We start from the raw sequence: 24,385 nt of genomic DNA, 5'->3' as shown, positions 1-24,385 counted from the left end.
GCCCTTTCTGTAACCACCCGCCGCAGCGGATGACGCGTGCACCTTGAGCTATTGCAGGTTTGGTGCCTACTATTCCCTGCGTGCTGGTTGTGAGCGCTACAGGTTTTCTCGTTGTCGACACCGGCACGGGGTGGCGTAGATGTTCCTTCGCCGGAAAAACATCGGTAAGGTAGGGGTCGAAATCCAAGACCCGCGAGGAGTAGTGATGAGCGAGGCGTTGTCCATCCACCATGACCAGGCAGGTCATCAATTCGAGACCAATGTAGACGGTCATCGTGCCTACCTGACCTACATGGACCTCGGGAAACAAACCCTGGATATTTATCGGACCTTCGTGCCCAACGCGCTGCGCGGACGCGGTATTGCTGCCGCATTGACCGAAGAAGCCTTGAAGTTTGCAGAGGCGGCCGGTTACACGGTGATCCCGTCGTGCTCTTACGTAGAGCGCTACATGGAGCGCCACCAACGCCATGCGGCGAAGTTGTAACGCCGGCAACGGTGACACCGCAGCATAAAAAACGCCGGGCTAAGCCCGGCGTTTTTGTGTGTGCAAATCAGCCACAGGTTCAGCTGCGTTTGCGTTTCGGCAACACGTCCTTGAGCTTGGCGTGCATGTTGCGCAGGGTGGTCTCGGTGGCGGACCAGTCGATGCACGCATCGGTGATCGACACGCCGTACTGCAAGTCGGCCAGGTCCGCTGGAATGGCCTGGCAGCCCCAGTTCAAGTGGCTCTCGACCATCAAGCCGATAATCGATTGGTTGCCTTCGAGAATCTGGTTGGCGACGTTTTCCATTACCAGCGGCTGCAAGGCCGGGTCTTTGTTGGAGTTGGCGTGGCTGCAGTCGACCATGATGTTCGGTTTGATGTTGGCCTTGTTCAGCGCCTGCTCGCACAGCGCAACGCTGACCGAATCATAGTTGGGCTTGCCGTTGCCGCCGCGCAATACCACGTGACCGTAGGCGTTGCCTTTGGTCGTGACGATGGACACGCCGCCTTCCTGGTTGATGCCGAGAAAACGGTGCGGGCTGGAAACCGATTGCAGTGCGTTGATTGCAACGGTCAGGCCGCCGTCGGTGCCGTTCTTGAAGCCCACAGCCGAAGACAAGCCGGAAGCCATTTCACGGTGAGTCTGCGATTCAGTGGTGCGCGCGCCGATCGCCGACCAGCTGATCAGGTCCTGCAAGTACTGCGGGGAGATCGGGTCGAGGGCTTCGGTGGCGGTGGGCAGGCCCATCTCAGCCAGGTCCAGCAGCAACTGACGACCGATGTGCAAGCCGTCCTGAATCTTGAACGAGTCGTCCAGGTACGGGTCGTTGATCAAGCCTTTCCAGCCGACGGTGGTGCGCGGTTTTTCGAAGTAAACACGCATCACCAGGTACAAGGTGTCGGACACTTCAGCCGCCAGCACTTTGAGGCGCTCGGCGTATTCGTGGGCCGCCTTGAGGTCATGGATCGAGCACGGCCCGATCACGACGAAGAGGCGGTGGTCGCGGCCGTCGAGAATGTCACGGATGACTTCGCGGCCCTTGGTGACGGTCTGCAGGGCAGCGTCGCTCAAAGGGATTTCGCGCTTGAGCTGATCGGGTGTGATCAGGGTCTCGTTGGATGCGACGTTTAGGTCATTGATCGGTAAATCAGCCATCGTGTTACTCGTCAGGGTCACGGGTGCCGGCCGCCAGCCATCCCCGTGCGGCGGAGCACAGCATGATTTGAATGCAGGGGAGCGGAACCTTAGCGCGTAACACTGGCCCGCGACAATGGGCAAAGCCGGCTTTAATCCAGCGCCGGCGCCACAAACGCCTCGCGGGAGAACTCGCCGGCATGGCGCGCGACCCACTCGCGGGCGAGGGTTTCGAGTTGCAAGGCGGTTGGCGCGGCGTTTTCGTGCATGCGGCAGTAGCGTTCGATCTGGCACACTTGCTCACCCATTCGCGCACCGAACAAGGCGTGCTCGTCGGTAAACGAAATGCCGATGCGGTAGCCATTTTCGACTGTGCGGCACCACGCTACATAGCCCGGGTAGCGGGCGCTGGCGCCCAGCGACGGGATACTCAAATCGACCGCTGTACCCTGGCGCCAGGCGCGCGGGCAATTGCAGGCGACGCCGCCCAGGCCGATAGTGTGCAGGCGCTGACGGGAAATGGCAGGTGAAGGGCGTTGTATCAACAGAACGGCAACATCATCAGGGTGAGGTAAAAAACGACCCATGTACACGGACTCCGAGCACCGTCCAATAGACGGCGGCAGCAGCAGCAGGGTGAAGGAGCAGGCATTGACCGACCTGGATATTGACCAGCAATTGCTGGGATTGCCAGGTATTTCGCTGGTAGTGTTTACCAGCGCTGGTTGTTCCAGTTGCCGCTGGGCACGCCAGCAACTGCCCGGCTGGCAGTTGCCGGTGGACCGCGTGTGTTGGGTCGATGCCGGGGACAATGGCGGCGCGGTCGAGCGCTACCAGATCTTTCATTTGCCGGCGTTGTTTGTGGTGTGCGAGGGTCAATTCTTCGGGCAACTGCACACACGCCTTGGCGCCGCTGACCTTTCAGACGCGATTAATCACGCGCTTACCCGCACTCCAGAGGATTTGCCATGACCGCACAATCGCCACGTATTGGTATCGTCGGCACCGGTGCCATCGGTGGTTTCTACGGCCTGATGCTGGCGCGCGCCGGGTTCGATGTGCACTTCCTGCTGCGCAGCGAATATGCAGCGGTCAGTGAACGCGGCCTGCACCTCAACAGCTACGTGCATGGCAGCGTGCATCTGCACCCCGTGCAGGCCTATGCGCGCGCCGCCGACATGCCGGCGTGCGACTGGTTGCTGGTGGGCACCAAGTCCACCGGTAACGTGGAGCTGGCGCCGACGCTGGCTCAGGTCGCGGCGCCGGATGCCAAAGTGATCTTGCTGCAAAACGGCCTCGACGTAGAAGACAGCCTGCGCGAACACCTGCCGCCCTCGCTGCATCTGCTGGGCGGCTTGTGCTACATCGGCGTGCACCGCTCGGCGCCAGGCGTGGTCGAGCATCAAGCGTTGGGTCGGGTTAATTTGGGCTATCACAGCGGCACTGCGGCCGACGACGAAACCCGCCGGCAAGCGATTGTCGAAGAGGGCGCCGCGTTATTTCACAAGGCCGGCATCGAGTCCCAGGCCATGGCCAATGTGCATCAGGCGCGCTGGCACAAGCTGGTGTGGAACGTGCCCTACAACGGCCTCTCCGTGCTGCTGGGTACGGGCACTACGGCAATGATGGCGGACGAATCCAGCCGCGCGCTGATCCAGGCGCTGATGGCTGAAGTGGTCGAGGGCGCCAATGCCTGCGGCCATGCTATTGCAGCCAGTTACGCCGAGCAGATGTTTGCCATGACCGAAACCATGGCCGACTACCTGCCCAGCATGTACCACGACCACGTGCACAAACGCCCGCTGGAGCTGGCAGCGATTTACGCCCGGCCCTTGGCGGTGGCCAAAGCGGCGGGCTGCGAAATGCCACGCGTACAGGCGCTTTACCAGGCCTTGAGTTTTATTGATCGGCACAATTGATCGGCGCAACCGCTGATCAGGGGGAACACCATGGCGAAGGGATTGGACGACAAACTGGTGCTGGCGATTTCGTCGCGGGCACTCTTCGACCTGGGTGACAGCCACAAGGTCTACCTCACCGAAGGTGTCGAGGCGTACCGCAAATACCAGATCGAACACGAAGAAGAGACCCTCGAACCCGGCGATGCTTTCCCGTTGGTGAAGAAGCTTCTTAGCCTGAATGCCAGCCTGGGCCGTGCTCGCGTCGAGGTGGTGCTGGTGTCGCGCAACAGTGCCGACACCGGCTTGCGGGTGTTTAATTCGATCCAGCATTACGGCCTGGATATTTCGCGTGCCGCGTTCGTCGGCGGGCGCAGCCCTTATCCTTACCTGGCCGCCTTTGGCTGCCATTTGTTTCTGTCGACACACGCTGAAGATGTGCGCAGTGCCCTGGATGCAGGCTTTGCCGCCGCGACGATTTTGTCGGGCGGTGCGCGTCGCGCGTCGAGTGAAGAGCTACGCATTGCGTTCGACGGTGACGCCGTGCTGTTTTCCGATGAGTCGGAGCGTGTGTACCAGGCCGGTGGTTTGGCGGCGTTCCAGGCCAGCGAGCGCGAGTCGGCACGCCAACCGTTGCACGGCGGCCCGTTCAAGGGTTTCCTGGCGGCGCTCAACCTGTTGCAGCGTGAGTTCGCTGACGACGCCTGCCCGATCCGTACCGCGCTGGTCACGGCACGCTCCGCGCCGTCGCATGAGCGGGTGATTCGAACGTTGCGTGAGTGGGACATCCGCCTGGATGAGTCGCTGTTCCTTGGTGGCCTGGAAAAGTCGGCGTTCCTGGAAGCGTTTGCCGCCGATGTGTTTTTTGATGACCAGGCCGGCCATTGTGAGAAAGCCCGCGAGGTGGTGGCCACGGGGCATGTGCCCCACGGCATCAGCAATGAATTGAAAACCCACAGCGAAAGCTAAGTCAGCCGAACTCTTTGAGGCGCTGCTAAGCTGAGTCAATCTCCGCCATCCTGGCAGCCCAGGAGGTTCTATGATTCGTTCGATGCTGTACGCCACCGACCTCGGTGTGTATGCGCCGTATGTCATGCAACATGCGCTGGCACTGGCCCGAACGTTCAAGGCGCAGCTGTATGTGATACACGTGGTTGAGCCCATCGGGCTGTTCGCCGAATCGGTATTGCAAAGCTACCTGGATGAGGAGGCCCTGAGCGAGTGGCAAAGCCAGGGGCTGACCACGCTGATGGCATCGATCGAACAACGCGTGCTGGACAGTTTTCGCGAGGAGTTGGGGGAGGGCGAGCAAGACTTGCAGTTGATTCATTCGGTGCGCGTGATCCAGGGCAAACCGTGCGAGGTGATTCTCGAACAACTGCGTAAACTTTCCGTCGACCTGTTGATTGTAGGAAGTCACAGCCATGCAGCCGCAGCGGCCATACCGCTCGGACGCACCGCTGCGCGGGTGTTGCAGTTGTCCAGTGTGCCGGTTTATCTGGTGCCGTCGTTACGCGGCCTGCGCGGTGATAACGTGTGATGCTCAAGAAAGGATAAAAAGTTCTAGATTTATCCGTCTAACCTTTAATATAGTTATATACCGTCGCTGATACCCGTGGCGTCTACCCGCTGTGAGGGACACCTATGAAGCTTCAACAACTGCGCTACATCTGGGAAGTGGCGCACCACGACCTCAACGTTTCCGCTACCGCTCAAAGCCTCTACACCTCGCAACCCGGTATCAGCAAGCAGATCCGCCTGCTCGAAGACGAGCTGGGCGTTGAAGTATTCGCCCGCAGCGGCAAGCACCTGACCCGCGTCACCCCGGCCGGCGAGCGCATCATCACCACCGCTGGCGAGATTTTACGCAAAGTCGAAAGCATCAAGCAGATCGCCCAGGAATTCTCCAACGAGAAGAAGGGCACGCTGTCGATCGCTACCACTCACACCCAAGCCCGTTACGCACTGCCGCCGGTGATCCGCGACTTCATCAAGCAATACCCTGACGTTGCCTTGCACATGCACCAGGGTTCGCCGATGCAAATCGCCGAGATGGCCGCTGATGGCACCGTCGATTTTGCCATCGCCACTGAAGCCCTTGAGCTGTTCGGCGACCTGGTGATGATGCCGTGCTATCGCTGGAACCGTTGCGTGGTCGTACCGCAAGGGCACCCGCTGGCCAAGCTGTCGAAGTTGACCCTGGAAGCGCTGGCTGAATACCCGATCGTGACCTACGTGTTTGGTTTTACCGGCCGCTCCAAGCTCGACGAAGCATTCAGCCATCGCGGCCTCACGCCTAAAGTGGTGTTCACCGCTGCCGACGCCGACGTGATCAAAACGTATGTTCGCCTGGGCCTGGGTGTGGGCATCGTCGCCAAGATGGCGGTCGATACCGTGCTCGACAAGGACCTCGTGGTGCTCGACGCCAGCGAGTTGTTCGAGTCCAGCGTGACCAAGATCGGCTTCCGTCGTGGCACGTTCCTGCGCGGCTTCATGTGCGATTTCATCGAGAAATTCGCGCCGCACCTGACCCGCGAAGTCATGGCCAAGGCGATTCAATGCCACAACAAGCAGGAACTCGAAGAGCTGTTTGCCGGCGTGGAACTGCCGGTTCACTAAGCTGACGCCTGCAGCGGTCTATTTAGCCTCGGTAACCGTAAAGTGTTGCCGAGCGCCCGCCACCACAATCTGCACCTCATCACCTTCGAACTTGCCCAGCAGGCTTTTGCCCAACGGCGAGCGCGGGGTGATGACGGTTACGGGCTGGCCAACCACATCGACTTTCAAACCCGCCGCATCGGGTGCCAGGAACAGCCACTGCTGGCGACCGTTCTCGTCCTCCAGGCCGAGTAGCGCGCCGACCTGTATGCCGCGCTGATCATCGTAGGCCTGCAGTTGCATCGTGTGGCACAGCGTCAATGCCTGTTTGATTTCCTCGACGCGCCTGGCTTGCCCGGCGGCCAGGTAGGACGCCTCCAGCCCCAGCGTGTCGTATTTGTTTTCGGCGATGTTTTCTTCGTGGGTTGCGGTTTCGTAGGCGGTTTGCGCGGCACGTTGAGCGACGTCGAGGTCGACGCTGAGCTTTTCCAGAACCAACTGGTGGACGGCGTGTTTATTCATGGCTGTGCTGGGTCATTCGCAAAATTGCAGGACATTCGCCTTGCTCTTTTCAGTGGGCGCGTTCTGGTCCTGCTGCAGCCAGAACTGGCATTTTGGGTTGGCCAGGTTGCGCGCATTATTGTTGCGCGCCTGCTCCAAGCGTTGTTGCTGTTCCTGTTGGCGCAGGTTTTGTTCGTACTGCTCAAACATACGGTTGGGCGCCTCCGGTGGCGCGACGGCAGCCGGCTTGCCTAACTGTTGAACCGCTTGGGCGACCGGCGCCAGGCTTTGCGGGAACAGGTAGCGCGAGGCCAGCCATGTGGTCAATGCAATCGCAATAAATCCCAACCACACGCCCATGGCGATGGCGACACTGAGCTTGAGCAGCGACAACGGACGATCAGACATGGCGGCCTCCTGGCAGGCATTTGCGGCGTGCTGGCGATTGTCGCACAGCCACGCTACAGAATAATCGTGATCAAGCCTTCTGCATCAGCGCATTTATGCGGACAATCGAACCTTTGAGCGTTGGAGCCCGGAATGAAAGCCCGCTGGGATATTTTTTGCAGCGTCGTCGACAATTATGGCGACATCGGCGTGACCTGGCGCCTGGCCCGGCAATTGGTGGTGGAGCACGCCTGCGAAGTGCGCCTGTGGGTCGATGACCTGCGCGCGTTCGAGCGCATGTGCCCGCAGATTGAGGTGCAGCGCGACCAGCAATGGCAAGAGGGCGTCGACGTGCACCACTGGCCGGCGCAGTGGCGCGATACGCCGTCTGCCGATGTAGTGATCGCCGCCTTCGCGTGCCAATTGCCGCCCGATTATATGGAAGCCATGGCGGCACGCGCGCGCGCGCCGTTATGGATGAACCTGGATTACCTCAGCGCTGAAGAATGGGTGGTGGGCTGTCATCGCCTGCCCTCGGTGAAGTTCAAGGGCGTGCAGAAGTACTTCTTCTTTCCTGGTTTTCGTGCAGGCACCGGCGGCTTGTTGCGTGAGGCCGGGTTGTTGGAACAGCGTCTGGCGTTTCAGCAGGACGCCGTTGCGCAGCAACACTTCCTGCAAGCCTTGGGCGTGTTTCCTGCAGGCGGTGCGCGCTTGATGTCGTTGTTCGCGTACGAAAACGCCGGGCTCGCGCGTTGGCTGGACGTACTTGCGACAGATGGGCGTGCCACTCATCTGTTGGTGCCGGAGGGTCGCATCCTTGGCGACGTGCAGCGCTGGCTCGGTGTGGAAGGGCTGGCGGCGGGGGATGTGCATCAACGCCAAGCCCTGACGGTGCAAGTGCTGCCGTTCGTACGCCAGGAGCAATACGACCGCCTGCTATGGTGCTGCGACTTCAATGCGGTGCGTGGCGAAGACTCGTTCGTGCGCGCGCAGTGGGCGGGACGGCCGTTGCTGTGGCACATCTACCGTCAGGACGAAGACATCCATCTGGACAAGCTCGACGCCTTCCTGGCGCTGTACACCGCGGCCTTGTCACCCGCCGCCAAAGCCTGCGTTGTCGCACTGTGGCAAGCCTGGAACGCTGATGGCGATATGGCACAACCTTGGAAAATGCTGCTGGAGCACTGGCCAGAGGTCAGCCGGCACGCGCAAACGTGGTGTCTGGAACAGGGCTTGCAGGCCGATCTTGCGACGGCGCTGGTACAGTTTTATGAAAGTTGGATATGATACGCCACCTTGATTTTTGTAAACCCCATCCAAATTTCGGATATACGCAATGAAAACTGGTAAAGAACTGAAACCCGGTACAGTGATCCGTCTCGAAAACGACCCTTGGCTGGTTCAGAAAGCTGAGTTCACCAAGTCTGGTCGTAACAGCGCAATCATGAAGACCAAGCTGAAGAACCTGCTGACCGGTTACAAGACCGAGATCGTCTACAGCGCCGATGACAAATTGGACGACGTAATCCTCGACCGCAAAGAAGCGACCCTGTCCTTCATCAGCGGCGACACTTACACGTTCATGGACACTTCCGACTACACCATGTACGAGCTGAACGCTGAAGATATCGAAGCCGTTCTGCCGTTCATCGAAGAAGGCATGGAAGACGTCTGCGAAGCTATTTTCTTCGAAGAGCGCCTGGTGTCCGTAGAGCTGCCGACCACTATCGTGCGTCAGGTTGACTACACCGAAGGTTCCGCTCGCGGCGACACTTCGGGCAAGGTGATGAAGCCTGCCAAACTGAAAAACGGTACCGAGCTGCAAGTAGCGGACTTCATCGAAATCGGCGACATGATCGAGATCGACACCCGCGAAGGTGGTTCGTACAAAGGTCGCGCCAAGAAGTAATTCTGGCCCCGCCGATACGAAAAAAACCCGACCTGGCGTCGGGTTTTTTTATGCGCGTCGTTTAATCAGACGGTGACGTGCAGGCGCACATCAACGTTGCCACGGGTGGCGTTGGAGTACGGGCAGACTTGGTGTGCAGCGTCGACCAGGCTTTGCGCATCGTCTTGGGCCAGGCCCGGCAGGCTTACGTGCAGGTCGATGTCGAGGCCGAAACCACCGGGGATTTGACCGATGCCGACGTGGGCGGTGATCGAGGCGTCATCCGGGATTTTGCGTTGGGTCTGGCCGGCAACGAACTTCAAGGCGCCGATAAAGCAGGCCGAGTAGCCAGCGGCGAACAGTTGCTCAGGGTTGGTGGCTTGGCCGCCCGCGCCGCCCAATTCTTTAGGGGTGGCGAGTTTGACGTCGAGGATGTTGTCGTTGGAAACAGCACGACCATCACGGCCGCCGGTGGCGGTGGCTACTGCGGTATAGAGCGTTTGCATGGTGTCGTCCTTTGAGTGTGTAGTGCTAAATGTTTGTGTGCTAAGTAGTTGGTGAGGCGAATGTATCGCGCTAATGTTTAGTGCGCAAGATAAATTTTAGAAAATGTGGGAGCGGGCCGCTCGCGATGCAGGCACCTCGGTACGTCAGGAATACCCGGTTGATGCCATCGCGAGCAAGCCCGCTCCCACACAGGCACTTTTGATGTGTGGGGGCTGTGGCTTTTTAGTTGGCCTGCAAGTTGGCGCGCAATGCAATCAAATCAGCCTGCAATTTGCGCAACTGCTCAAGCGCCATGCCACTGGCGCCGAGGATGCACTGTGGAACGCCCTTCGCTTTTTCCTGCAAGGCACGCCCAGCCTTGGTCAGCTCCACCACCACCACGCGCTCGTCTTCGCGGCTGCGGGTGCGGCTAAGCAGCCCTTCGGCCTCCAGGCGCTTGAGCAGTGGCGTGAGGGAGCCTGGATCGGTCAGCAAGCGGCTGCTGATTTCGCCGACGGTCAAGCCATCCTCTTCCCACAGCACCATCATGGCCAGGTACTGCGGGTAGGTCAGGCCGAGGGCTTGCAACAGCGGCTTGTAAACCTTGGTCATCAGCAACGAGGTGGAGTGCAGGGCGAAACAGAGCTGGTTGTCGAGCATCAGGGATTCGCAAGCGTTGGGATTTTTGCTCATGGCGGTGCCTCGAAAAAGCGTGTCTGGGCTGGAATCTAGCGGTCAAACCTTTAACGCGCCAGATAATTCTGGCCGTACGGTCAGACCAAGCCGCTTTGCAGTGCCAGATCCCAGGGCGGAACCGGGCTGAAACGTGATTTCAGGTATTCCAGCAGCAAGCGGCTGCGCGCGTTAGCCTGTTGTTCCAGGCGCAACGCATAGATGCCGGTGGTTTCCGGCGTGGGCAGGCCACTTTGGCAAAACAGTGGCAACAGTTCGCCGCGCACCAGGTATTCGCTGGCCAGCCACGTGGGCAGGTGCGCGATGCCCAGCCCGGCCAAGGCGCCGGACAGTAAGGCCTCGGCGTTATTGGCGCTCATGCGGATGCGCTGCGGGCGATAGGTGGCGCGGCGCCCGTCGAGCTCGAAGCGCCAGGCGAACATGGGCGCCAAGCCGTCCCAGTCGAGGCCGTCATGCTCACTCAGCTCGCGTGGATGGCGTGGCGTGCCCCGGCTTTTCAAGTAGGCCGGGCTGGCGCAGGCGATACGCACGATACTCGCCAAGGGCGTAGCGATCAGCCGAGTGTCGACCCTATGCCCAGCGCGCAACACCAGGTCGACCTTGCCCAAGTGGGCGCCCTGCATATCGACAAAGCTGTCGATCAAATGCAGGTGCACATCAAGGCCTGGGTACACGTTTAGAAAGTCGGCGATCACCGGCGCCAGGTGCCGTCGACCAAACGCCGCCGGTGCGTCTACACGAATCAAACCTTCCGGCGCATGGCTCAACGAAACGGCCTCCGCGCGGGCCAATTGCAGCTCGCTGACGATACGTCGCGCGCGCTCGGCAAACGCCAGGCCTGCCGGTGTTGGCACCACCGCGTGGGTGCTGCGCTGAAACAAGCGGCTGCCCACCGAGTTTTCCAGGCTGTCGATACGCCGGGCTACCGCTGAGGGCGTCAGCGGATGGCGGCGGGCGGCGGCGGAAAAACTGCCGGTCTCCAATACATCCAGGAACAGGCTCAGTTGATCGGTCAGGGTATTCGGGTTCATGGGCGGCGCTTATGCAAGATCGGCACAGCCATTGTGCGTTGCTGTGCGTTTCCGCGCCAGAGCCGACTGCGTAGCATGCATGGCCTGGGCTTTTGGAGTAATCAGCGGTGTTGGATTTAGCGATGTACCTGGTATTAGGCGCCGCCTTGGGCACGGTTGGCGGCCTGTTTGGCATTGGTGGCGGGCTGATTGCGATCCCGGTGCTGGGCGTGTTGTTCGGCCTCGATCAGCAGCTTGCGCAGGGCACGGCGCTGGTGATGGTGGTGCCCAACGTGATGCTGGCTTTGTGGCGTTACCATCAACGCAACCGCATCGAATTACGCCACGCGCTGCCGCTGGGCATCATGGGCTTCAGCTTTGCCTGGCTCGGTTCGATCTGGGCGGTGGGCCTGGACGCAGGCGCCATGCGTTTAGGCTTTATTGCCTTTTTGCTGGTGCTTTCGGCCTACAACCTGTTGCGCATGTTCACCCGCAACGCGCCGCCGACTGCGCAGATGCGGTACTCCTGGCCGTGGCTCGGGGTGCTCGGCGCGGTTTCCGGCTCGATGGGCGGGTTGTTTGGGGTCGGCGGCGCAGTGGTGGCCACGCCGGTGTTGACCAGCCTGTTCGGCACCACCCAAGTGGTCGCGCAAGGCTTGTCGCTGGCCTTGGCGTTGCCCAGCACCAGCGTAACGCTGGTGACTTACGCCTGGCACCACGAGGTGGACTGGATGATCGGCGCGCCGTTGGCCGTCGGCGGCATGCTCAGCATCAGTTGGGGCGTGAAAGTCGCCCATGCGATGCCTGAACGCCTGTTACGCGGCCTGTTCTGCGGCTTTCTGGCCGTGTGCGCGGTGATGCTGACCTTTAAAGTCTGAAGCCTTCAACGATGTAGTCCGCCAGGCATTCAGTGATCGGCGAGGTCATGCCCGGGTTGCGCAGCAAGTGCAGGTTCATTGAGGGCAGCGGCGGAAAACCTTCGTCGCTGCCAAGCACCCGCAAGTCGTCGGTCAGCAGGCTTTCCATGCACACCATCACCGCGAGGCCCGCGTTAACCACCGCCTGAATCGCCGCCACGTTGGAGCTGTGATACGCCATGCGATAGTCGCGCCCGGCGGCATCCAGCGCGGCGCGCGTCCACTGGGTATACAGGCAGTCGGTGCCGGAAATCGCCAGTGGCAGCGCATCGTGTTCGTCCGCGCAGAAACCCGTCGACGCCGCCCACACCATGCGCTCGGTGCGCAACAACTCGCCGATTTCATTGCCGGGCTCGCGGCTGACGACGGTCAGCGCCAGGTCGCGGCGCTGCATCAGCACGGTGGACGACTCGCAGTGCATCTCGATCTGAATCAGCGGGTACGCCTTGGAGAACGGCTTGAGAATGCCCGGCAGGAAGCGCATCACGTAGTCGTCCGGCGTGCCGATGCGCACCAGCCCCACCATGTGCGGCTCGCGCAGGGTGTTAAAGACCTCGCTGTGCAGCTTCAGGATGCGCCGCGCATAACCCAGCAGCACCTGGCCTTCGGGCGTCAGGCGCACTTGGCGGCCGTCGCGCTCGAACAGCTTGCGCTGCAACACGTCCTCTTCCAGGCGCTTCATTTGCATGCTCACCGCCGATTGCGTGCGGTTGACCGCCTCGCCGGCACGCGTAAAGCCGCCTTGATCAGCGATTGCGACGAAGGTGCGCAGCACGTCGGTGTCGATGCTCGGGTAGTCGGGCAATTGATCAATTCCTGAGATGTGTTGCATAAGAAACATTCGTTGGATTGATCTTAGTGCCAGGCACACACTTTCGTCATCCCCACTGGAGGGCGAAAAGATGAAAGGTCAAAAAGGGTTTGTATTGATGACGAAGCGCCCGGTTTTTGGGCTCCTTCGGGTGATTGCCCGCTGGCGGGCGCTGCTGCACGAGCGTCATCAGTTGGCGAGCTTGAGCGATGGCGCGCTCAAGGACATCGGGCTTAAACGCGCCGACGTGGAACAGGCGCGGCAGGTGCATTTTTGGCAAGATCCGCTGCGCAAGTGACGCTGGATGCTTGTCGGGTGGTCGGCGCGCCCTTGAGGATAAAACCATGCCCGCCGACCTGTGTTTTTCAATCAAGCAAGCGCGCCGCATGGCGCTGGCGGCCCAAGGTTTTTCCCGGCGTCAGGGGCCTGCCTTGAACAAGTTGCCGCGCTTCCTGTTGAGGCAAGCTGGCTCGCCACAGCGCTCAATCCAGCGTTTTAGCGCTTCACCTGCTTTAGCGTTTCGGCAATCAAAAACGCCAGTTCCAGCGACTGGTCGGCATTCATCCGCGGGTCGCAATGCGTGTGATAACGGTCCGACAAGCCATCTTCGGTGATCGGCCGCGCGCCGCCGATGCACTCGGTGACGTTCTGCCCGGTCATCTCGATATGAATCCCGCCAGCATAGCTGCCTTCAGCCTGATGGACCTGGAAGAACTCCTTCACTTCGCCAAGGATCTGCGCAAAGTCGCGGGTCTTGTAGCCGCTGCTGGCCTTGATGGTGTTGCCATGCATCGGGTCACTGCTCCACAGCACTTGCTTGCCTTCGCGCTGCACGGCGCGAATCAGCTTGGGCAGGTGTTCGCCGACCTTGCCGGCGCCCATGCGCGCGATCAGGTTGAGGCGGCCGGGGTCATTGTGCGGGTTAAGAATATCGATCAGGCGGATCAAATCATCGGGGTTCATGCTTGGGCCGACTTTTACGCCAATCGGGTTGTTCACCCCGCGCAGGAATTCGACGTGGGCGCCATCCAACTGACGAGTGCGGTCGCCGATCCAGAGCATATGCGCCGAGCAATCGTAGTAATCGTTGGTCAGGCTGTCGCGGCGTACGAAGGCTTGTTCGTAGTTGAGCAGCAGCGCTTCGTGGGCGGTGAAGAAGCTGGTTTCGCGCAGTTGCGGTGAGCTGTCCATGCCGCAGGCGCGCATGAAGGCCAGGGTTTCGTCGATGCGGTCGGCCAGTTGGCTGTACTTCTCGGCCAGTGCGGAGTTGGCGATAAAGTCCAGGTTCCACTGATGCACTTGGTGCAGGTCGGCGAAACCGCCCTGAGCAAATGCGCGCAGCAAATTGAGGGTGGCAGTGGACTGGTGATACGACTGCAACAGGCGGTCCGGGTCCGGCACGCGGTTTTTTTCGTCGAAGCCGATGCCGTTGACGATGTCGCCACGGTAGGCGGGCAGGGTGATGCCGTCGATGGTTTCATCGTTGGAGGAGCGCGGCTTGGCGAACTGACCGGCCATGCGCCCGACTTTCACCACCGGGCAGCCGGCGGCAAAGGTCATCACGATCGCCATCTGCAGCAGCACCTTGAAGGTGTCGCGAATTTTTGCAGCCGAGAACTCGGCGAAGCTTTCGGCGCAGTCGCCGCCCTGCAGCAGGAACGCGCGGCCGTGGGTCACTTCGGCAAACTGACGACGCAACTCGCGGGCTTCCCCGGCAAACACCAGGGGCGGGTAGCTGGCCAGGGTTTGCTCCACGTGCAGCAAGTGCGCCGCGTCCGGGTACTGGGGTTGTTGCTGAATAGGCAGGGCGCGCCAGCTGTCGGGGCTCCAGGGTTGGCTCATCATGAACTCGATTGGTTGATTGTCGATCGGGCGCCAATGTTATCAGCAATTAGTGCGTGACCTGTTGCCGCCGGTTGGCTGACAATCGCGCTTTTGCCGTGCGGTAAACCCTTTAGGAGTAGTGATGAGCGAGGAGCGTGTCGAGCGCCTGCTGGCCGAAGTGCATGATGATTTCGGCATGATCCGTGTGCTCGAAGTGGCCGATTACCGGTTTCTCGAATTTGGCGACGCCATCGAGCAAAGCTGCGTATTTACCGCCGACCCGAGCTGGCTGGAGTACGACTACACCCGCGCGATGTTGATTGGTGCGTTGTGCCACGAGCTGCCGGAGAGCGCGCTGTTCCTTGGCTTGGGCGCTGGCACGCTGACGCAGGCGTGCCTCAAGTTTTTGCCGCTGGAAGACGTCGAAGCCATTGAACTGCGCCCGGATGTGCCGCGCCTGGCCATCGAGTACCTCGGGCTGGACGACGACCCGCGCCTGTACATTCGAATTGGTGACGCGCTGCAATTGCTCGACAGCGCCGAATCGGCCGACTTGATTTTCGTCGACCTGTACACCGATGTCGGTCCCGGCGTTGGGCACCTCGCCTGGACCTTCCTGGAAAACTGCCAGAAGAAACTCAACCCCGGCGGCTGGCTGGTGATCAACCAGTGGGCGACCGACGATGGTAAACCGCTGGGTGCGGCGTTGCTGCGAGGGTTGTATCACCGGCATTACTGGGAACTGCCGGTGAAGGAGGGCAATGTGATTCTGCTGGTGCCTGCGGATCTGGATCAGGCGTTGGACCTTGAGGCACTCACCGCGCGCGCTGAAGCCTTGGCCCCGCGCCTGGGGTACTCGTTGCAAGCGCTGATCAAGGCGATTCGGCCAGCCACTTAGGCGCCTGTGCCGACGCCATCGCGAGCAAGCCCGCTCCCACAGGGGAATGCATTTCAACTCAGGGAGCCAGCCAGTACTCACAGGGAGATGCATTTCAACTTGTGGTGCCAAACCGGCCCTCACAGGGGAATGCATTTCAACCCAGGGAGCCAGCCAGTGCTCACAGGGAGATGCATTTCAACCTGTGGTACCAAACCGGCACTCACAGGGGGATGTATTTCAACTCAGGGGTGCCAGCCAGTGCTCACAGGGAGATGCATTTCAACCTGTGGTACCAAACCGGCACTCACAGAGGAATGCATTTCAACCCAGGGAGCCAGCCAGTGCTCACAGGGAGATGCATTTCAACTTGTGGTACCAAACCGGCACTCACAGGGGAATGTATTTCAACTCAGGGAGCCAGCCAGTGTTCACAGGGAGATGCATTTCAACCTGTGGTATCAAACCGGCACTCACAGGGGAATGCATTTCAACTGTGGGGGCCAGCCAGTGCTCACAGGGAGATGCACTTCAACTTGTGGTACCAAACCGGTACTCAAAGGGGAATGCATTTCAACTGTGGGGGCCAGCCAGTGCTCACAGGGAGATGCACTTCAACTTGTGGTACCAAACCGGCACTCACAGGGGAATGCATTTCAACTGTGGGAGCGGGCTTGCTCGCGATGAGGTCATCACAGGCGGCGGCCAATTCAGGCTATTCAGATACCCTTGAACACACTGATCATTGCCAGCATGCATTGCCTGGCATCTTCGCTGTTGAGCAACTTCTCGACCAGCGCTTGCAAACCCGCTGCCGCAACGGCCTTGCCTTGCAGGCGCGCCTGACGGGTGGACATCTACCTCGTCTGCATGCCGAGCAGCGCCCGGCAGGCACTACGGCCAGCGAATACACCCCACGGATCGCAGCCGTCCAAGGGCGGTGGCCAGCCTGCGGCCATCACGGCGCCTACGTTGGCCAAGTCCAGCCCTGCGGTAAAATGCTCGCTGTGTGCTTACACCACGACGACACGTGCTTCGTCGTTTCGATCAAATTCGCGATAAGCCAGGCTTGGCGCGCTGAGCAAATCCAGGTCAAAGGCATTGCGCTTGGCTACCCGTTCCAGACCCAAAAGCAGAACAGGGCCCTGTAATTCAAGGCTGACGCGACTGCTGCCGGGTTGATTCATCGGGTATGCCGTCGGGCGCGGAGCAAGCTTTCGGACCAAAGGGTCTCAGGGTCGAGGTGAAACGTTTAAGCTTTCTGACCAACGGGGCCGGGCCTTTGAAAAACAGACCCTGCAGGTGTTATCTGCAAAGGCCATGACGCGGCGCAGTATCTCAGCGGTTCAGGATAAAAAAAGCTCCCTTTTTCAGCTATTTCCGGTATAGTGCGCGCCGGCCTTTAACCGGGCCGCGTTTAGGTAGCGCAATTCCCCGAAGTCAGCTTCGGCTGCACGTCCGCACAGCGGACTCTCCCTTGACGAATCTTTTTCATTCATTCGTTTTCGCAAATCCCCGCCGACAAAGCAGCCAGGGCGACTCTTGAGTCTCAACACGGCATGCGCAGCTTTGGAGCATGGGTCTTTGCGGATGCACTTAGAGGCAGACCCATGACCCAGGAAACCGGCGGCTTCGCCGCTTTTAATCTTAACCCGAACATTCTTGCTGCCGTCATCGCGACCGGCTACGAAGAACCTTCGGCTATTCAGCAGCAATCGATCCCGATCATCATGGCCGGCCAGGACATGATCGGTCAGGCGCAAACCGGTACCGGTAAAACCGCCGCGTTCGCGTTGCCTATCCTGCATTGCATCGATCCTGCCAAGCGCGAGCCGCAAGCCCTGATCCTGGCGCCAACCCGTGAGTTGGCGCTGCAAGTAGCAACCGCCTTTGAAACCTACGCCAAGCAAATGCCGGGCGTCACTGTTGTGGCCGTTTACGGCGGCGCGCCCATGGGCCCACAACTCAAGGCAATCCGTAACGGCGCACAGATCGTTGTCGCCACTCCGGGCCGTCTGTGCGACCACCTGCGTCGCGACGAAAAAGTGCTGTCGACCGTGAACCACCTGGTGCTCGACGAAGCTGACGAAATGCTCAAGTTGGGCTTCATGGATGACTTGGAAGTCATCTTCAAGGCGCTGCCTGCGACCCGTCAGACCGTACTGTTCTCGGCCACCCTGCCACAGTCGATCCGTGCCATTGCCGAACGCCACTTGCGCGATCCGCAACACGTTAAAATCCAGACCAAGACTCAGACCGTTACCGCGATCGAACAGGCTCACCTGTTGGTTCACGCTGACCAGAAGACCTCGGCTGTATTGAGCCTGCTGGAAGTCGAAGACTTCGACGCCCTGATCATGTTCGTGCGCACCAAGCAAGCGACCCTGGACCTGGCCAGTGCCCTGGAAGCCAAAGGCTACAAAGCCGCTGCGCTGAACGGTGACATCGCCCAGAACCAGCGTGAGCGCGTGATCGACTCCCTCAAGGATGGCCGTCTGGACATCGTTGTGGCGACCGACGTTGCTGCCCGTGGCCTCGACGTTCCACGTATCACTCACGTGTTCAACGTTGACATGCCGTACGACCCCGAGTCCTACGTTCACCGTATCGGCCGTACCGGCCGTGCGGGCCGCGAAGGTCGTGCACTGCTGCTGGTGACTCCACGTGAGCGCCGCATGCTGCAAGTGATCGAGCGTGTAACCGGTCAAAAAGTTGCCGAAGTCCGCCTGCCGGATGCTCAGGCTGTTCTCGATGCCCGCATCAAGAAACTGACCAACAGCTTGTCGCCGCTGGTGGCTGACGCTGAATCGACCCACGGCGAATTGCTTGACCGCCTGACTGCCGATATCGGTTGCACCCCGCGTGCCCTGGCTGCAGCCCTGCTGCGCAAAGCTACCAACGGTCAGGCCCTGACCCTGGCAGCCATCGAGAAAGATCGCCCACTGGTGCCGAACAACGCACCACGCGGTGATCGTCCAGAGCGTACTGGCGACCGTCCAGACCGTGGTGATCGTGAGCGTCGCGCTCCGGTTCCATTGGCTGAAGGTCGTGCCCGTTGCCGTACCGCGCTGGGCGCGCGTGATGGTATCGCCGCCAAGAACTTGCTGGGCGCTATCCTCAACGAGGGTGGCCTGGCACGTGAAGCGATTGGTCGCATTCAGGTGCGTGACAGCTTCTCCCTGGTGGAGCTGCCGGAAGACGGTCTGGAAAAACTGCTGACCAAGCTGAAAGACACTCGCGTTGCCGGCAAGCAGTTGAAGCTGCGTCGCTACCGCGAAGATTGATCCGCCCTTGGGCTGATTGATCGCCAATAAAAAATCCCCGACTGGTTCGGGGATTTTTTTTGCCTGATCAGAACCCATTCCACTGTGGGAGTTGGCCTGCGTCAGCCAAAGCGATAGATGTCCATGCCCAGCGCGCCCAGGGTGAACCCTTGGTGCGCCACGCTGAAGTCACCACCAGCGCCGCGTGCAAAATACAGCGGCAACAAGTGCTCATCGCTCGGATGGTTGCGTACGGCATGCGGCGCCTGGCGGCGGTAGTCGTGCAAGGCTGATTCATCGTTGGCGGTGAGTTTGGCCACCACCCAATCGCGAAAATCGCGTGCCCACGGCTCGATGCTCTCAGGGCCGGCCTGCCAGTCCAGCTCACCGAGGTTATGCGTGATGCTGCCGGAGCCGATCAACAGCACGCCTTGCTCGCGCAGGCTGGCCAGCGCCTGGCCCACGCGTGTCTGCAGGGCAGGGCCCATGTGGCTGGGCAACGACACTTGAACCACAGGGATATTCGCAGCCGGATACATCAGCGACAGCGGCACCCAAGTGCCGTGGTCGAACGGGCGGCGATTATCGATGCGCGCAGTCAAGCCATCGGCGTTGAGCAACTGCACAATCTCGATCGCCAACGGCGGGTCGCCTGGCGCCGGGTATTGCACGGCGAACAGTTCACGGGGGAAACCGCCGAAATCGTGCCAGGTTTCCGGGGCGGCGCTGCCGCTGACCAATAACTCGTGGCTCTCCCAGTGCGCCGACACCACCACAATCGCTTTGGGCTGCGGCAGTTCGGCGGCCAGACGCCGCAGCGCGGGGCCGCTGGCACCGGGTTGCAAGGCAAGCATGGGCGAGCCGTGGGAGATAAACAGGCTGGGGAGCATAGGTGGGGTCCTGAGCGTTAACATGGGCCCATCTTCAATCAGATCATTGATCTAAATCTAATATAAGTTTTAGCGTGTAGTGATCGATTTTTCAGGAGGGTTTATGGATTCTGAGTTTTGGCGGGAGCGCTGGGCGCGTAATCAGATCGGCTTCCATTTGCCACAGGTCAATCCCTATCTGCAGCCGCATTGGCCGACGCTGGGCCTGGCCGATGGAGCGAAGGTGCTGGTGCCGTTGTGTGGCAAGAGCCTGGATTTAATCTGGCTGGCCAGTGCCGGGCATCGCGTACTGGGTGTTGAGCTGTCGGAGCAGGCGGTTGATGCGTTTTTCAGTGAGCAGGGGCTTGTGCCGAGGGTCAGCCAGCGGGGTGTGTTCAAGGTGTACCAGGCGGGTTTGGTCGAGGTGTGGTGCGGTGACTTTTTTGCTTTGGGCGCCGATGCGGTGGCCGATTGCACCGCGCTCTACGACCGTGCGGCGTTGATCGCGTTGCCGCCGTTGATGCGCGTGCACTATGCCGAGCATCTTAATGCGCTGCTGGGGCCGGGCTGTGAGGGGCTGTTGATCACGCTCGATTACGACCAGACGCAAAAGGCCGGGCCTCCCTTTGCGGTGAGTGATGAAGAAGTGAGGGTCTTGCTGGGGGCGAACTGGGCTGTGCGAGTGGCGCAGGAGCAGGACATTTTGGGCGAAAGCTGGAAGTTTGTGCAGGACGGCGTGACCCGTCTGGAAGAGCGGGTCTACCGGCTCACCAGGCGCTCCCAAGATCCAGAGCACTGCGGCCTGAGTGGTTAAAGCGGATCAAAAGCGGATTTGGAGTACACAGCAGATCTGCTTTTTTTGCTTTCTGTGGGAGCGGGCTTGCTCGCGATTGCAGTGTGTCAGCTGAAAAATATTTATCTGATACACCGCAATCGCGAGCAAGCCCGCTCCCACAGTTGACCGAGTTCGGTTTGAGGGATTGGGTCGGCTTTTGGGCCGCCTGCTTTTGATCTTGATCTGGAAGCGCCCCGTTAAATTAAAAAAATGCCACAAAAAAGGGGCGATCAGATCGCCCCTTCGAGTATGACTACCCAGCTATCAGCCCCGACGGCGCAGCGCGTCGATTCGCTCTTCCAGCGGTGGGTGGCTCATGAACATACGCGCAAAGCCCTGCTTGATACCGCCGTTGATGCCAAACGCCGTCAGGCTGTCGGGCATGTGCACCGGCAGGCCCTGTTCGGAGCGCAAGTGTTGCAGCGCTGCAATCATCGCGCCGGTACCGGCCAGGCGGGCACCGGCTTCGTCTGCGCGGAACTCGCGTTTGCGCGAGAACCACATGGTGATTGCGCTGGCCAGGAAGCCGAGTACCACTTCAGCGAAAATGGTCGCTGCGAAGTAGGCAATGCCGCGGCCGCCTTCGTTTTTGAAGATGACCTTGTCGACGAAGTTGCCGATGATGCGCGCGAAGAACATCACGAAGGTGTTCACCACGCCTTGCACCAGCGCCAACGTGACCATGTCGCCGTTGGCCACGTGGCCGATTTCGTGAGCCAATACCGCCTTCACTTCGTCATACGAGAAGCGTTCCAGCATGCCCTGGCTGACCGCGACGAGCGCGTCGTTTTTGTTCCAGCCGGTGGCAAAGGCGTTGGCTTCATAGGCCGGGAAGATCCCGACCTCGGGCATCTTGATTCCGGCTTCGCGGGACAACTGCTCCACGGTCTGCAGCAGCCATTGCTCATGGCGGGTGCGAGGCTGGGTGATCACCTGGGTGCTGGTGCTCATCTTCGCCATCCACTTGGAGATGAACAGCGAGAACAGTGAGCCGGCAAAACCAAAGACTGCACAGAAGACCAGCAACTGGTTAAGGTTCAGATCGACCCCGTTGGCCGCCATGAACCCGTTGAAGCCGAAAAGGCTCAGGGTGATGCTGGCAATCAGCACGACCGCCAGGTTAGTGGCCAAGAACAGCAGGATGCGCATCATGGTTGTAGAGTTCTCCTCATGCTTAATATGTCGCGTACTGCGGGGTATATAAGGTGCGGCATGGGGTGATTCAACCGAGCGACTATTTCAAACTGTGTCCTACAGCAAAAATGTAGAGGCTTGAGGGAATTTTCCGATCCGCAACGCTGGCCGTGATCAGCCGATTGTTGCCGTGGCGTCCCGTAACTAAAGGGGCGGGCCGCTCCGTAGTGTGCCGCGATAGGTGAACGGAGGGGCAGGGCAGAGAAGTGTTGCCAGATAATCGCTGTACGACCGAAACTCGGTCGTACAGCGCCATTTTCGTTACTGACGATAGGACTTGAGGAAGTTGCCGATGCGACCGATAGCCATGTCCAGGTCATCCACGCGCGGCAACGTGACCACACGGAAGTGATCCGGCCACGGCCAGTTGAACGCCGTTCCCTGTACCACCAACAGTTTTTCCGACAGCAGCAGGTCGAGCACGAATTTCTCGTCGTTGAAGATCGGACAGACTTTCGGGTCGATCCGCGGGAACGCATACAGCGCGCCCATGGGCTTCACGCAACTGACGCCGGGGATTGCGTTGAGCAATTCCCACGTGCGGTTACGCTGTTCCAGCAGGCGGCCCTGCGGCAGTACCAGGTCGTTGATGCTCTGGTAGCCGCCGAGCGCGGTCTGGATCGCGTGTTGGCTCGGCACGTTGGCGCACAGGCGCATGTTGGCCAGCATATCGATGCCTTCGATGTAGCTTTGCGCATTGTGCTTGGGCCCGGAGATGGCTATCCAGCCTGAGCGGAAACCCGCCACGCGGTAGGATTTGGACAAGCCATTGAAGGTCAGGCACAGCAGGTCCGGGGCCAGGGAACCGGTGCAGATATGCACGGCATCATCGTAGAGGATCTTGTCGTAGATCTCGTCGGAGAACACCACCAGGTTGTGCTGGCGCGCCAGTTCAAGCATGCCCAGCAGCACCTCTTTGGAGTACACGGCGCCGGTGGGGTTGTTCGGGTTGATGATCACCAGGGCCTTGGTGTTCGGGGTGATCTTGGCCTTGATGTCGGCCAGGTCCGGGAACCAGTCGGCGCCTTCGTCGCACAGGTAGTGCACCGGGTGGCCGCCGGCCAGGGTCACGGCGGCGGTCCACAATGGGTAGTCCGGTGCCGGCACCAGTACTTCGTCGCCGTTGTTGAGCAAGGCCTGCATGGACATCACGATCAGCTCGGACACCCCATTGCCCAGGTAGATGTCTTCGATGCCGACACCTTCAACCTGCTTTTGCTGGTAGTACTGCATCACCGCCTTACGCGCGCTGAACAGGCCTTTGGAGTCGCTGTAGCCTTGGGCGGTCGGCAGGTTGCGGATCACGTCCTGGAGGATTTCGTCCGGTGCTTCGAAACCAAAGGGCGCGGGGTTGCCAATGTTCAGCTTGAGGATGCGATGGCCTTCCTCTTCCAGGCGCTTGGCGTGCTTGAGCACTGGGCCGCGAATGTCGTAGCAGACGTTGGCGAGCTTGTTCGATTTGCTGACCTGCATGGCGATGTGATCCTGAAAATGAACGATCCAGACGGCGTGGACACTACCGTACTGCGAATCCTGCGAGGCCTGCACCCAAAAATGCGTTTGAATGCCGATAGCGCGGGTGCCAGACTGGCGTTTTGAAGAGGCGCAATCATACGTGCCGCCTGATCCATGGAAAAGACACAGATCAGGCTTTTTCAGTTGCCGAGGTGTACCGATGGAAAAGCTGCAGAAAACCATTGATGAATGGAAAGCGATGCTCGACCCCGAACAATACAATGTGTGCCGCCTCAAAGGCACCGAGCGGCCGTTTTCCGGCAAGTACAACGCCACCAAGACCGACGGCGTGTACCACTGCATTTGCTGTAACGAGGCGCTGTTCGATTCGGCCACCAAGTTTGACTCGGGCTGCGGCTGGCCCAGCTTCTATGCGCCGATTGCCGACAGCGCGATGATCGAGATCCGTGACGTCAGCCACGGCATGATCCGCACCGAAGTGACCTGCGCGAAATGCGATGCGCACCTGGGGCATGTGTTCCCGGATGGCCCGCCGCCAACCGGCTTGCGGTATTGCATCAACTCGGTGTGCCTGGACCTGGTGCCGCGTTAAGCCGTGAGTGCTCCGCGCAGGGTGCGCGGGGCGCTGTATGACGAGGTATAAGCCCCATCAATTAAATTGTGCGCAATTAAATTGCGCACTATTTTTTCGTCCTTTCCCAACCGTCGAGGCACTGCCATGAGTGACACATTGCTGCGCATTCCCTGCACCACCCTCAAGGGTGAGCAAAAGACCTTGGCTGATTTCGCCGGCAAGGCCATTTTGGTCGTCAATACCGCCAGCAAATGTGGTTTCACCCCGCAATACAAAGGGCTGGAACAACTCTGGCAGCAGTACAAAGACCAGGGTTTAGTAGTGCTGGGTTTTCCCTGCAACCAGTTCGGCAAGCAGGAACCGGGTAATGAAGCCGCAATTTCCGAGTTCTGCGAGCTCAATTTTGGTGTCAGCTTCCCGCTGTTCAAGAAGGTCGACGTGAATGGCAGCGCTGCCCATCCGCTGTTTGTGCAGTTGAAAAAGCAGGCGCCCGGGTTACTTGGGTCCAGAGGCATCAAGTGGAACTTCACCAAGTTCTTGATCGGTCGCGACGGCAACGTGGTCAAGCGCTTTGCGCCGACCACCAAACCCCAGGACCTGACGACGGAGATTGAAGCCCTGCTCAAATGAGCGATGCACGCGGCTCAAGCGCCTGGCCCCGT

At 60.0% G+C, this 24,385-nt stretch carries 28 protein-coding genes and 1 pseudogene; 15 read left to right on the top strand and 14 right to left on the bottom strand.

Features of this window, described 5'->3' with window-relative positions:
* The first annotated feature begins 205 nt into the window (after positions 1-205).
* Positions 206-487, top strand: coding sequence for a GNAT family N-acetyltransferase (locus ACOZK9_RS08440; RefSeq protein ID WP_058414678.1), 282 nt, complete (start codon positions 206-208; stop codon positions 485-487).
* A gap of 79 nt (positions 488-566) precedes the next feature.
* Here the strand turns inward: ACOZK9_RS08440 and ACOZK9_RS08435 are convergent, their stop codons facing one another.
* Complete coding sequence (locus ACOZK9_RS08435) at positions 567-1,643, bottom strand: 3-deoxy-7-phosphoheptulonate synthase (protein WP_058414677.1); 1,077 nt, start codon at positions 1,641-1,643, stop codon at positions 567-569.
* A 131-nt stretch (positions 1,644-1,774) separates the two neighbouring features.
* The gene (locus ACOZK9_RS08430; RefSeq protein ID WP_122250478.1) at positions 1,775-2,209 is read right to left on the bottom strand and encodes a PilZ domain-containing protein; all 435 of its coding nucleotides are present in this window, start codon (positions 2,207-2,209) and stop codon (positions 1,775-1,777) included.
* Between ACOZK9_RS08430 and ACOZK9_RS08425 the strand changes: the two genes are divergently transcribed.
* The 5 genes from ACOZK9_RS08425 to cysB all read left to right on the top strand — a co-directional run bounded on the left by ACOZK9_RS08425 (position 2,208) and on the right by cysB (position 6,139).
* Positions 2,208-2,594, top strand: coding sequence for a YbbN family protein (locus tag ACOZK9_RS08425; protein WP_058414675.1), 387 nt, complete (start codon positions 2,208-2,210; stop codon positions 2,592-2,594). The two genes, ACOZK9_RS08430 and ACOZK9_RS08425, sit on opposite strands and share 2 nt — an antisense overlap.
* Positions 2,591-3,541: a putative 2-dehydropantoate 2-reductase gene (locus ACOZK9_RS08420; RefSeq protein ID WP_122250479.1), complete on the top strand. Its 951-nt coding sequence runs from the start codon at positions 2,591-2,593 to the stop codon at positions 3,539-3,541. Before ACOZK9_RS08425 ends, ACOZK9_RS08420 begins: the two co-directional genes overlap by 4 nt.
* A gap of 30 nt (positions 3,542-3,571) precedes the next feature.
* Positions 3,572-4,489: a 5'-nucleotidase gene (locus ACOZK9_RS08415; RefSeq protein WP_058414673.1), complete on the top strand. Its 918-nt coding sequence runs from the start codon at positions 3,572-3,574 to the stop codon at positions 4,487-4,489.
* Positions 4,490-4,559: 70 nt separating this feature from the next.
* Complete coding sequence (locus ACOZK9_RS08410; protein WP_058414672.1) at positions 4,560-5,060, top strand: universal stress protein; 501 nt, start codon at positions 4,560-4,562, stop codon at positions 5,058-5,060.
* A 104-nt stretch (positions 5,061-5,164) separates the two neighbouring features.
* Entirely contained in the window at positions 5,165-6,139 is a 975-nt protein-coding gene (gene cysB / locus ACOZK9_RS08405) for an HTH-type transcriptional regulator CysB (protein ID WP_058414671.1), read from the top strand.
* Positions 6,140-6,157: 18 nt separating this feature from the next.
* Here cysB and ACOZK9_RS08400 read toward each other — a convergent pair whose 3' ends face one another.
* Together ACOZK9_RS08400 and ACOZK9_RS08395 are read right to left on the bottom strand one after the other, a co-directional pair.
* Complete coding sequence (locus ACOZK9_RS08400) at positions 6,158-6,640, bottom strand: GreA/GreB family elongation factor (protein WP_058414670.1); 483 nt, start codon at positions 6,638-6,640, stop codon at positions 6,158-6,160.
* A 12-nt stretch (positions 6,641-6,652) separates the two neighbouring features.
* Positions 6,653-7,027 carry a hypothetical protein gene (locus ACOZK9_RS08395; RefSeq protein ID WP_122250480.1) on the bottom strand — a complete coding sequence of 125 codons (375 nt, stop codon included), beginning with the start codon at positions 7,025-7,027 and terminating at the stop codon, positions 6,653-6,655.
* A gap of 132 nt (positions 7,028-7,159) precedes the next feature.
* Here ACOZK9_RS08395 and earP point away from each other — a divergent pair, with 132 nt between their 5' ends.
* Both earP and ACOZK9_RS08385 read left to right on the top strand, forming a co-directional pair.
* On the top strand, positions 7,160-8,293 hold the full coding sequence (earP, locus tag ACOZK9_RS08390) for an elongation factor P maturation arginine rhamnosyltransferase EarP (RefSeq protein ID WP_421555614.1): 1,134 nt from the start codon (positions 7,160-7,162) through the stop codon (positions 8,291-8,293).
* A gap of 49 nt (positions 8,294-8,342) precedes the next feature.
* Positions 8,343-8,915 (top strand): elongation factor P, encoded by a 573-nt coding sequence (locus ACOZK9_RS08385; RefSeq protein ID WP_058414667.1) that lies wholly within the window; start codon positions 8,343-8,345, stop codon positions 8,913-8,915.
* A gap of 65 nt (positions 8,916-8,980) precedes the next feature.
* Here the strand turns inward: ACOZK9_RS08385 and ACOZK9_RS08380 are convergent, their stop codons facing one another.
* From ACOZK9_RS08380 to ACOZK9_RS08370, 3 genes are all read right to left on the bottom strand, one after another.
* On the bottom strand, positions 8,981-9,400 hold the full coding sequence (locus ACOZK9_RS08380; RefSeq protein ID WP_058414666.1) for an organic hydroperoxide resistance protein: 420 nt from the start codon (positions 9,398-9,400) through the stop codon (positions 8,981-8,983).
* A gap of 223 nt (positions 9,401-9,623) precedes the next feature.
* A complete protein-coding gene (locus ACOZK9_RS08375; RefSeq protein WP_152750364.1) occupies positions 9,624-10,073 on the bottom strand; it encodes a MarR family winged helix-turn-helix transcriptional regulator in 450 nt (149 codons plus the stop codon).
* An 80-nt stretch (positions 10,074-10,153) separates the two neighbouring features.
* Complete coding sequence (locus ACOZK9_RS08370) at positions 10,154-11,104, bottom strand: LysR family transcriptional regulator (RefSeq protein ID WP_421555613.1); 951 nt, start codon at positions 11,102-11,104, stop codon at positions 10,154-10,156.
* A 107-nt stretch (positions 11,105-11,211) separates the two neighbouring features.
* Between ACOZK9_RS08370 and ACOZK9_RS08365 the strand changes: the two genes are divergently transcribed.
* Positions 11,212-11,961 carry a sulfite exporter TauE/SafE family protein gene (locus ACOZK9_RS08365; protein ID WP_122250482.1) on the top strand — a complete coding sequence of 250 codons (750 nt, stop codon included), beginning with the start codon at positions 11,212-11,214 and terminating at the stop codon, positions 11,959-11,961.
* Here ACOZK9_RS08365 and ACOZK9_RS08360 read toward each other — a convergent pair.
* Positions 11,951-12,832, bottom strand: a complete 882-nt coding sequence (locus ACOZK9_RS08360) for a LysR family transcriptional regulator (protein WP_122250483.1) — start codon at positions 12,830-12,832, stop codon at positions 11,951-11,953. The genes ACOZK9_RS08365 and ACOZK9_RS08360 overlap by 11 nt on opposite strands.
* 70 nt (positions 12,833-12,902) lie before the next feature.
* Between ACOZK9_RS08360 and ACOZK9_RS08355 the strand changes: the two genes are divergently transcribed.
* Entirely contained in the window at positions 12,903-13,109 is a 207-nt protein-coding gene (locus ACOZK9_RS08355; protein ID WP_235592453.1) for a DUF1127 domain-containing protein, read from the top strand.
* A gap of 197 nt (positions 13,110-13,306) precedes the next feature.
* On the opposite strand, the gene ACOZK9_RS08350 is transcribed toward ACOZK9_RS08355, so the two are convergent.
* On the bottom strand, positions 13,307-14,653 hold the full coding sequence (locus ACOZK9_RS08350; protein ID WP_058414660.1) for a class II 3-deoxy-7-phosphoheptulonate synthase: 1,347 nt from the start codon (positions 14,651-14,653) through the stop codon (positions 13,307-13,309).
* A gap of 124 nt (positions 14,654-14,777) precedes the next feature.
* Here ACOZK9_RS08350 and ACOZK9_RS08345 point away from each other — a divergent pair, with 124 nt between their 5' ends.
* The gene (locus ACOZK9_RS08345) at positions 14,778-15,533 is read left to right on the top strand and encodes a spermidine synthase (protein WP_058414659.1); all 756 of its coding nucleotides are present in this window, start codon (positions 14,778-14,780) and stop codon (positions 15,531-15,533) included.
* A gap of 698 nt (positions 15,534-16,231) precedes the next feature.
* Here the strand turns inward: ACOZK9_RS08345 and ACOZK9_RS08340 are convergent.
* Both ACOZK9_RS08340 and ACOZK9_RS08335 read right to left on the bottom strand, forming a co-directional pair.
* Positions 16,232-16,369 (bottom strand): hypothetical protein, encoded by a 138-nt coding sequence (locus tag ACOZK9_RS08340; protein ID WP_421555612.1) that lies wholly within the window; start codon positions 16,367-16,369, stop codon positions 16,232-16,234.
* Between the two features lie 42 nt (positions 16,370-16,411).
* Positions 16,412-16,699: pseudogene (locus tag ACOZK9_RS08335) on the bottom strand (crotonase/enoyl-CoA hydratase family protein); the annotation flags it as partial.
* Positions 16,700-17,122: 423 nt separating this feature from the next.
* Here ACOZK9_RS08335 and ACOZK9_RS08330 point away from each other — a divergent pair.
* Complete coding sequence (locus ACOZK9_RS08330; protein WP_058415870.1) at positions 17,123-18,796, top strand: DEAD/DEAH box helicase; 1,674 nt, start codon at positions 17,123-17,125, stop codon at positions 18,794-18,796.
* A gap of 101 nt (positions 18,797-18,897) precedes the next feature.
* Here ACOZK9_RS08330 and ACOZK9_RS08325 read toward each other — a convergent pair whose 3' ends face one another.
* Positions 18,898-19,665 (bottom strand): DODA-type extradiol aromatic ring-opening family dioxygenase, encoded by a 768-nt coding sequence (locus ACOZK9_RS08325; RefSeq protein WP_152751428.1) that lies wholly within the window; start codon positions 19,663-19,665, stop codon positions 18,898-18,900.
* Positions 19,666-19,768: 103 nt separating this feature from the next.
* On the opposite strand from ACOZK9_RS08325, the gene ACOZK9_RS08320 reads away from it, so the two are divergent.
* A complete protein-coding gene (locus tag ACOZK9_RS08320) occupies positions 19,769-20,458 on the top strand; it encodes a thiopurine S-methyltransferase (protein WP_152751430.1) in 690 nt (229 codons plus the stop codon).
* 285 nt (positions 20,459-20,743) lie between these two features.
* Here ACOZK9_RS08320 and htpX read toward each other — a convergent pair whose 3' ends face one another.
* Positions 20,744-21,631, bottom strand: coding sequence for a protease HtpX (gene htpX / locus ACOZK9_RS08315; RefSeq protein ID WP_058411777.1), 888 nt, complete (start codon positions 21,629-21,631; stop codon positions 20,744-20,746).
* A 303-nt stretch (positions 21,632-21,934) separates the two neighbouring features.
* The gene (locus ACOZK9_RS08310; protein WP_058411776.1) at positions 21,935-23,146 is read right to left on the bottom strand and encodes a pyridoxal phosphate-dependent aminotransferase; all 1,212 of its coding nucleotides are present in this window, start codon (positions 23,144-23,146) and stop codon (positions 21,935-21,937) included.
* 202 nt (positions 23,147-23,348) lie between these two features.
* On the opposite strand from ACOZK9_RS08310, the gene msrB reads away from it, so the two are divergent.
* Positions 23,349-23,741: a peptide-methionine (R)-S-oxide reductase MsrB gene (msrB, locus tag ACOZK9_RS08305; RefSeq protein ID WP_058411775.1), complete on the top strand. Its 393-nt coding sequence runs from the start codon at positions 23,349-23,351 to the stop codon at positions 23,739-23,741.
* 126 nt (positions 23,742-23,867) lie between these two features.
* The gene (locus tag ACOZK9_RS08300; RefSeq protein WP_122250633.1) at positions 23,868-24,353 is read left to right on the top strand and encodes a glutathione peroxidase; all 486 of its coding nucleotides are present in this window, start codon (positions 23,868-23,870) and stop codon (positions 24,351-24,353) included.
* Positions 24,354-24,385: the final 32 nt, after the last annotated feature.

Source organism: Pseudomonas kitaguniensis (assembly GCF_049199985.1).
Taxonomy (GTDB): Bacteria; Pseudomonadota; Gammaproteobacteria; order Pseudomonadales; family Pseudomonadaceae; genus Aquipseudomonas; species Aquipseudomonas kitaguniensis.
Note: the sequence above shows the minus strand (reverse complement) of the source record. Positions and strands in the feature narration are given on the sequence as shown.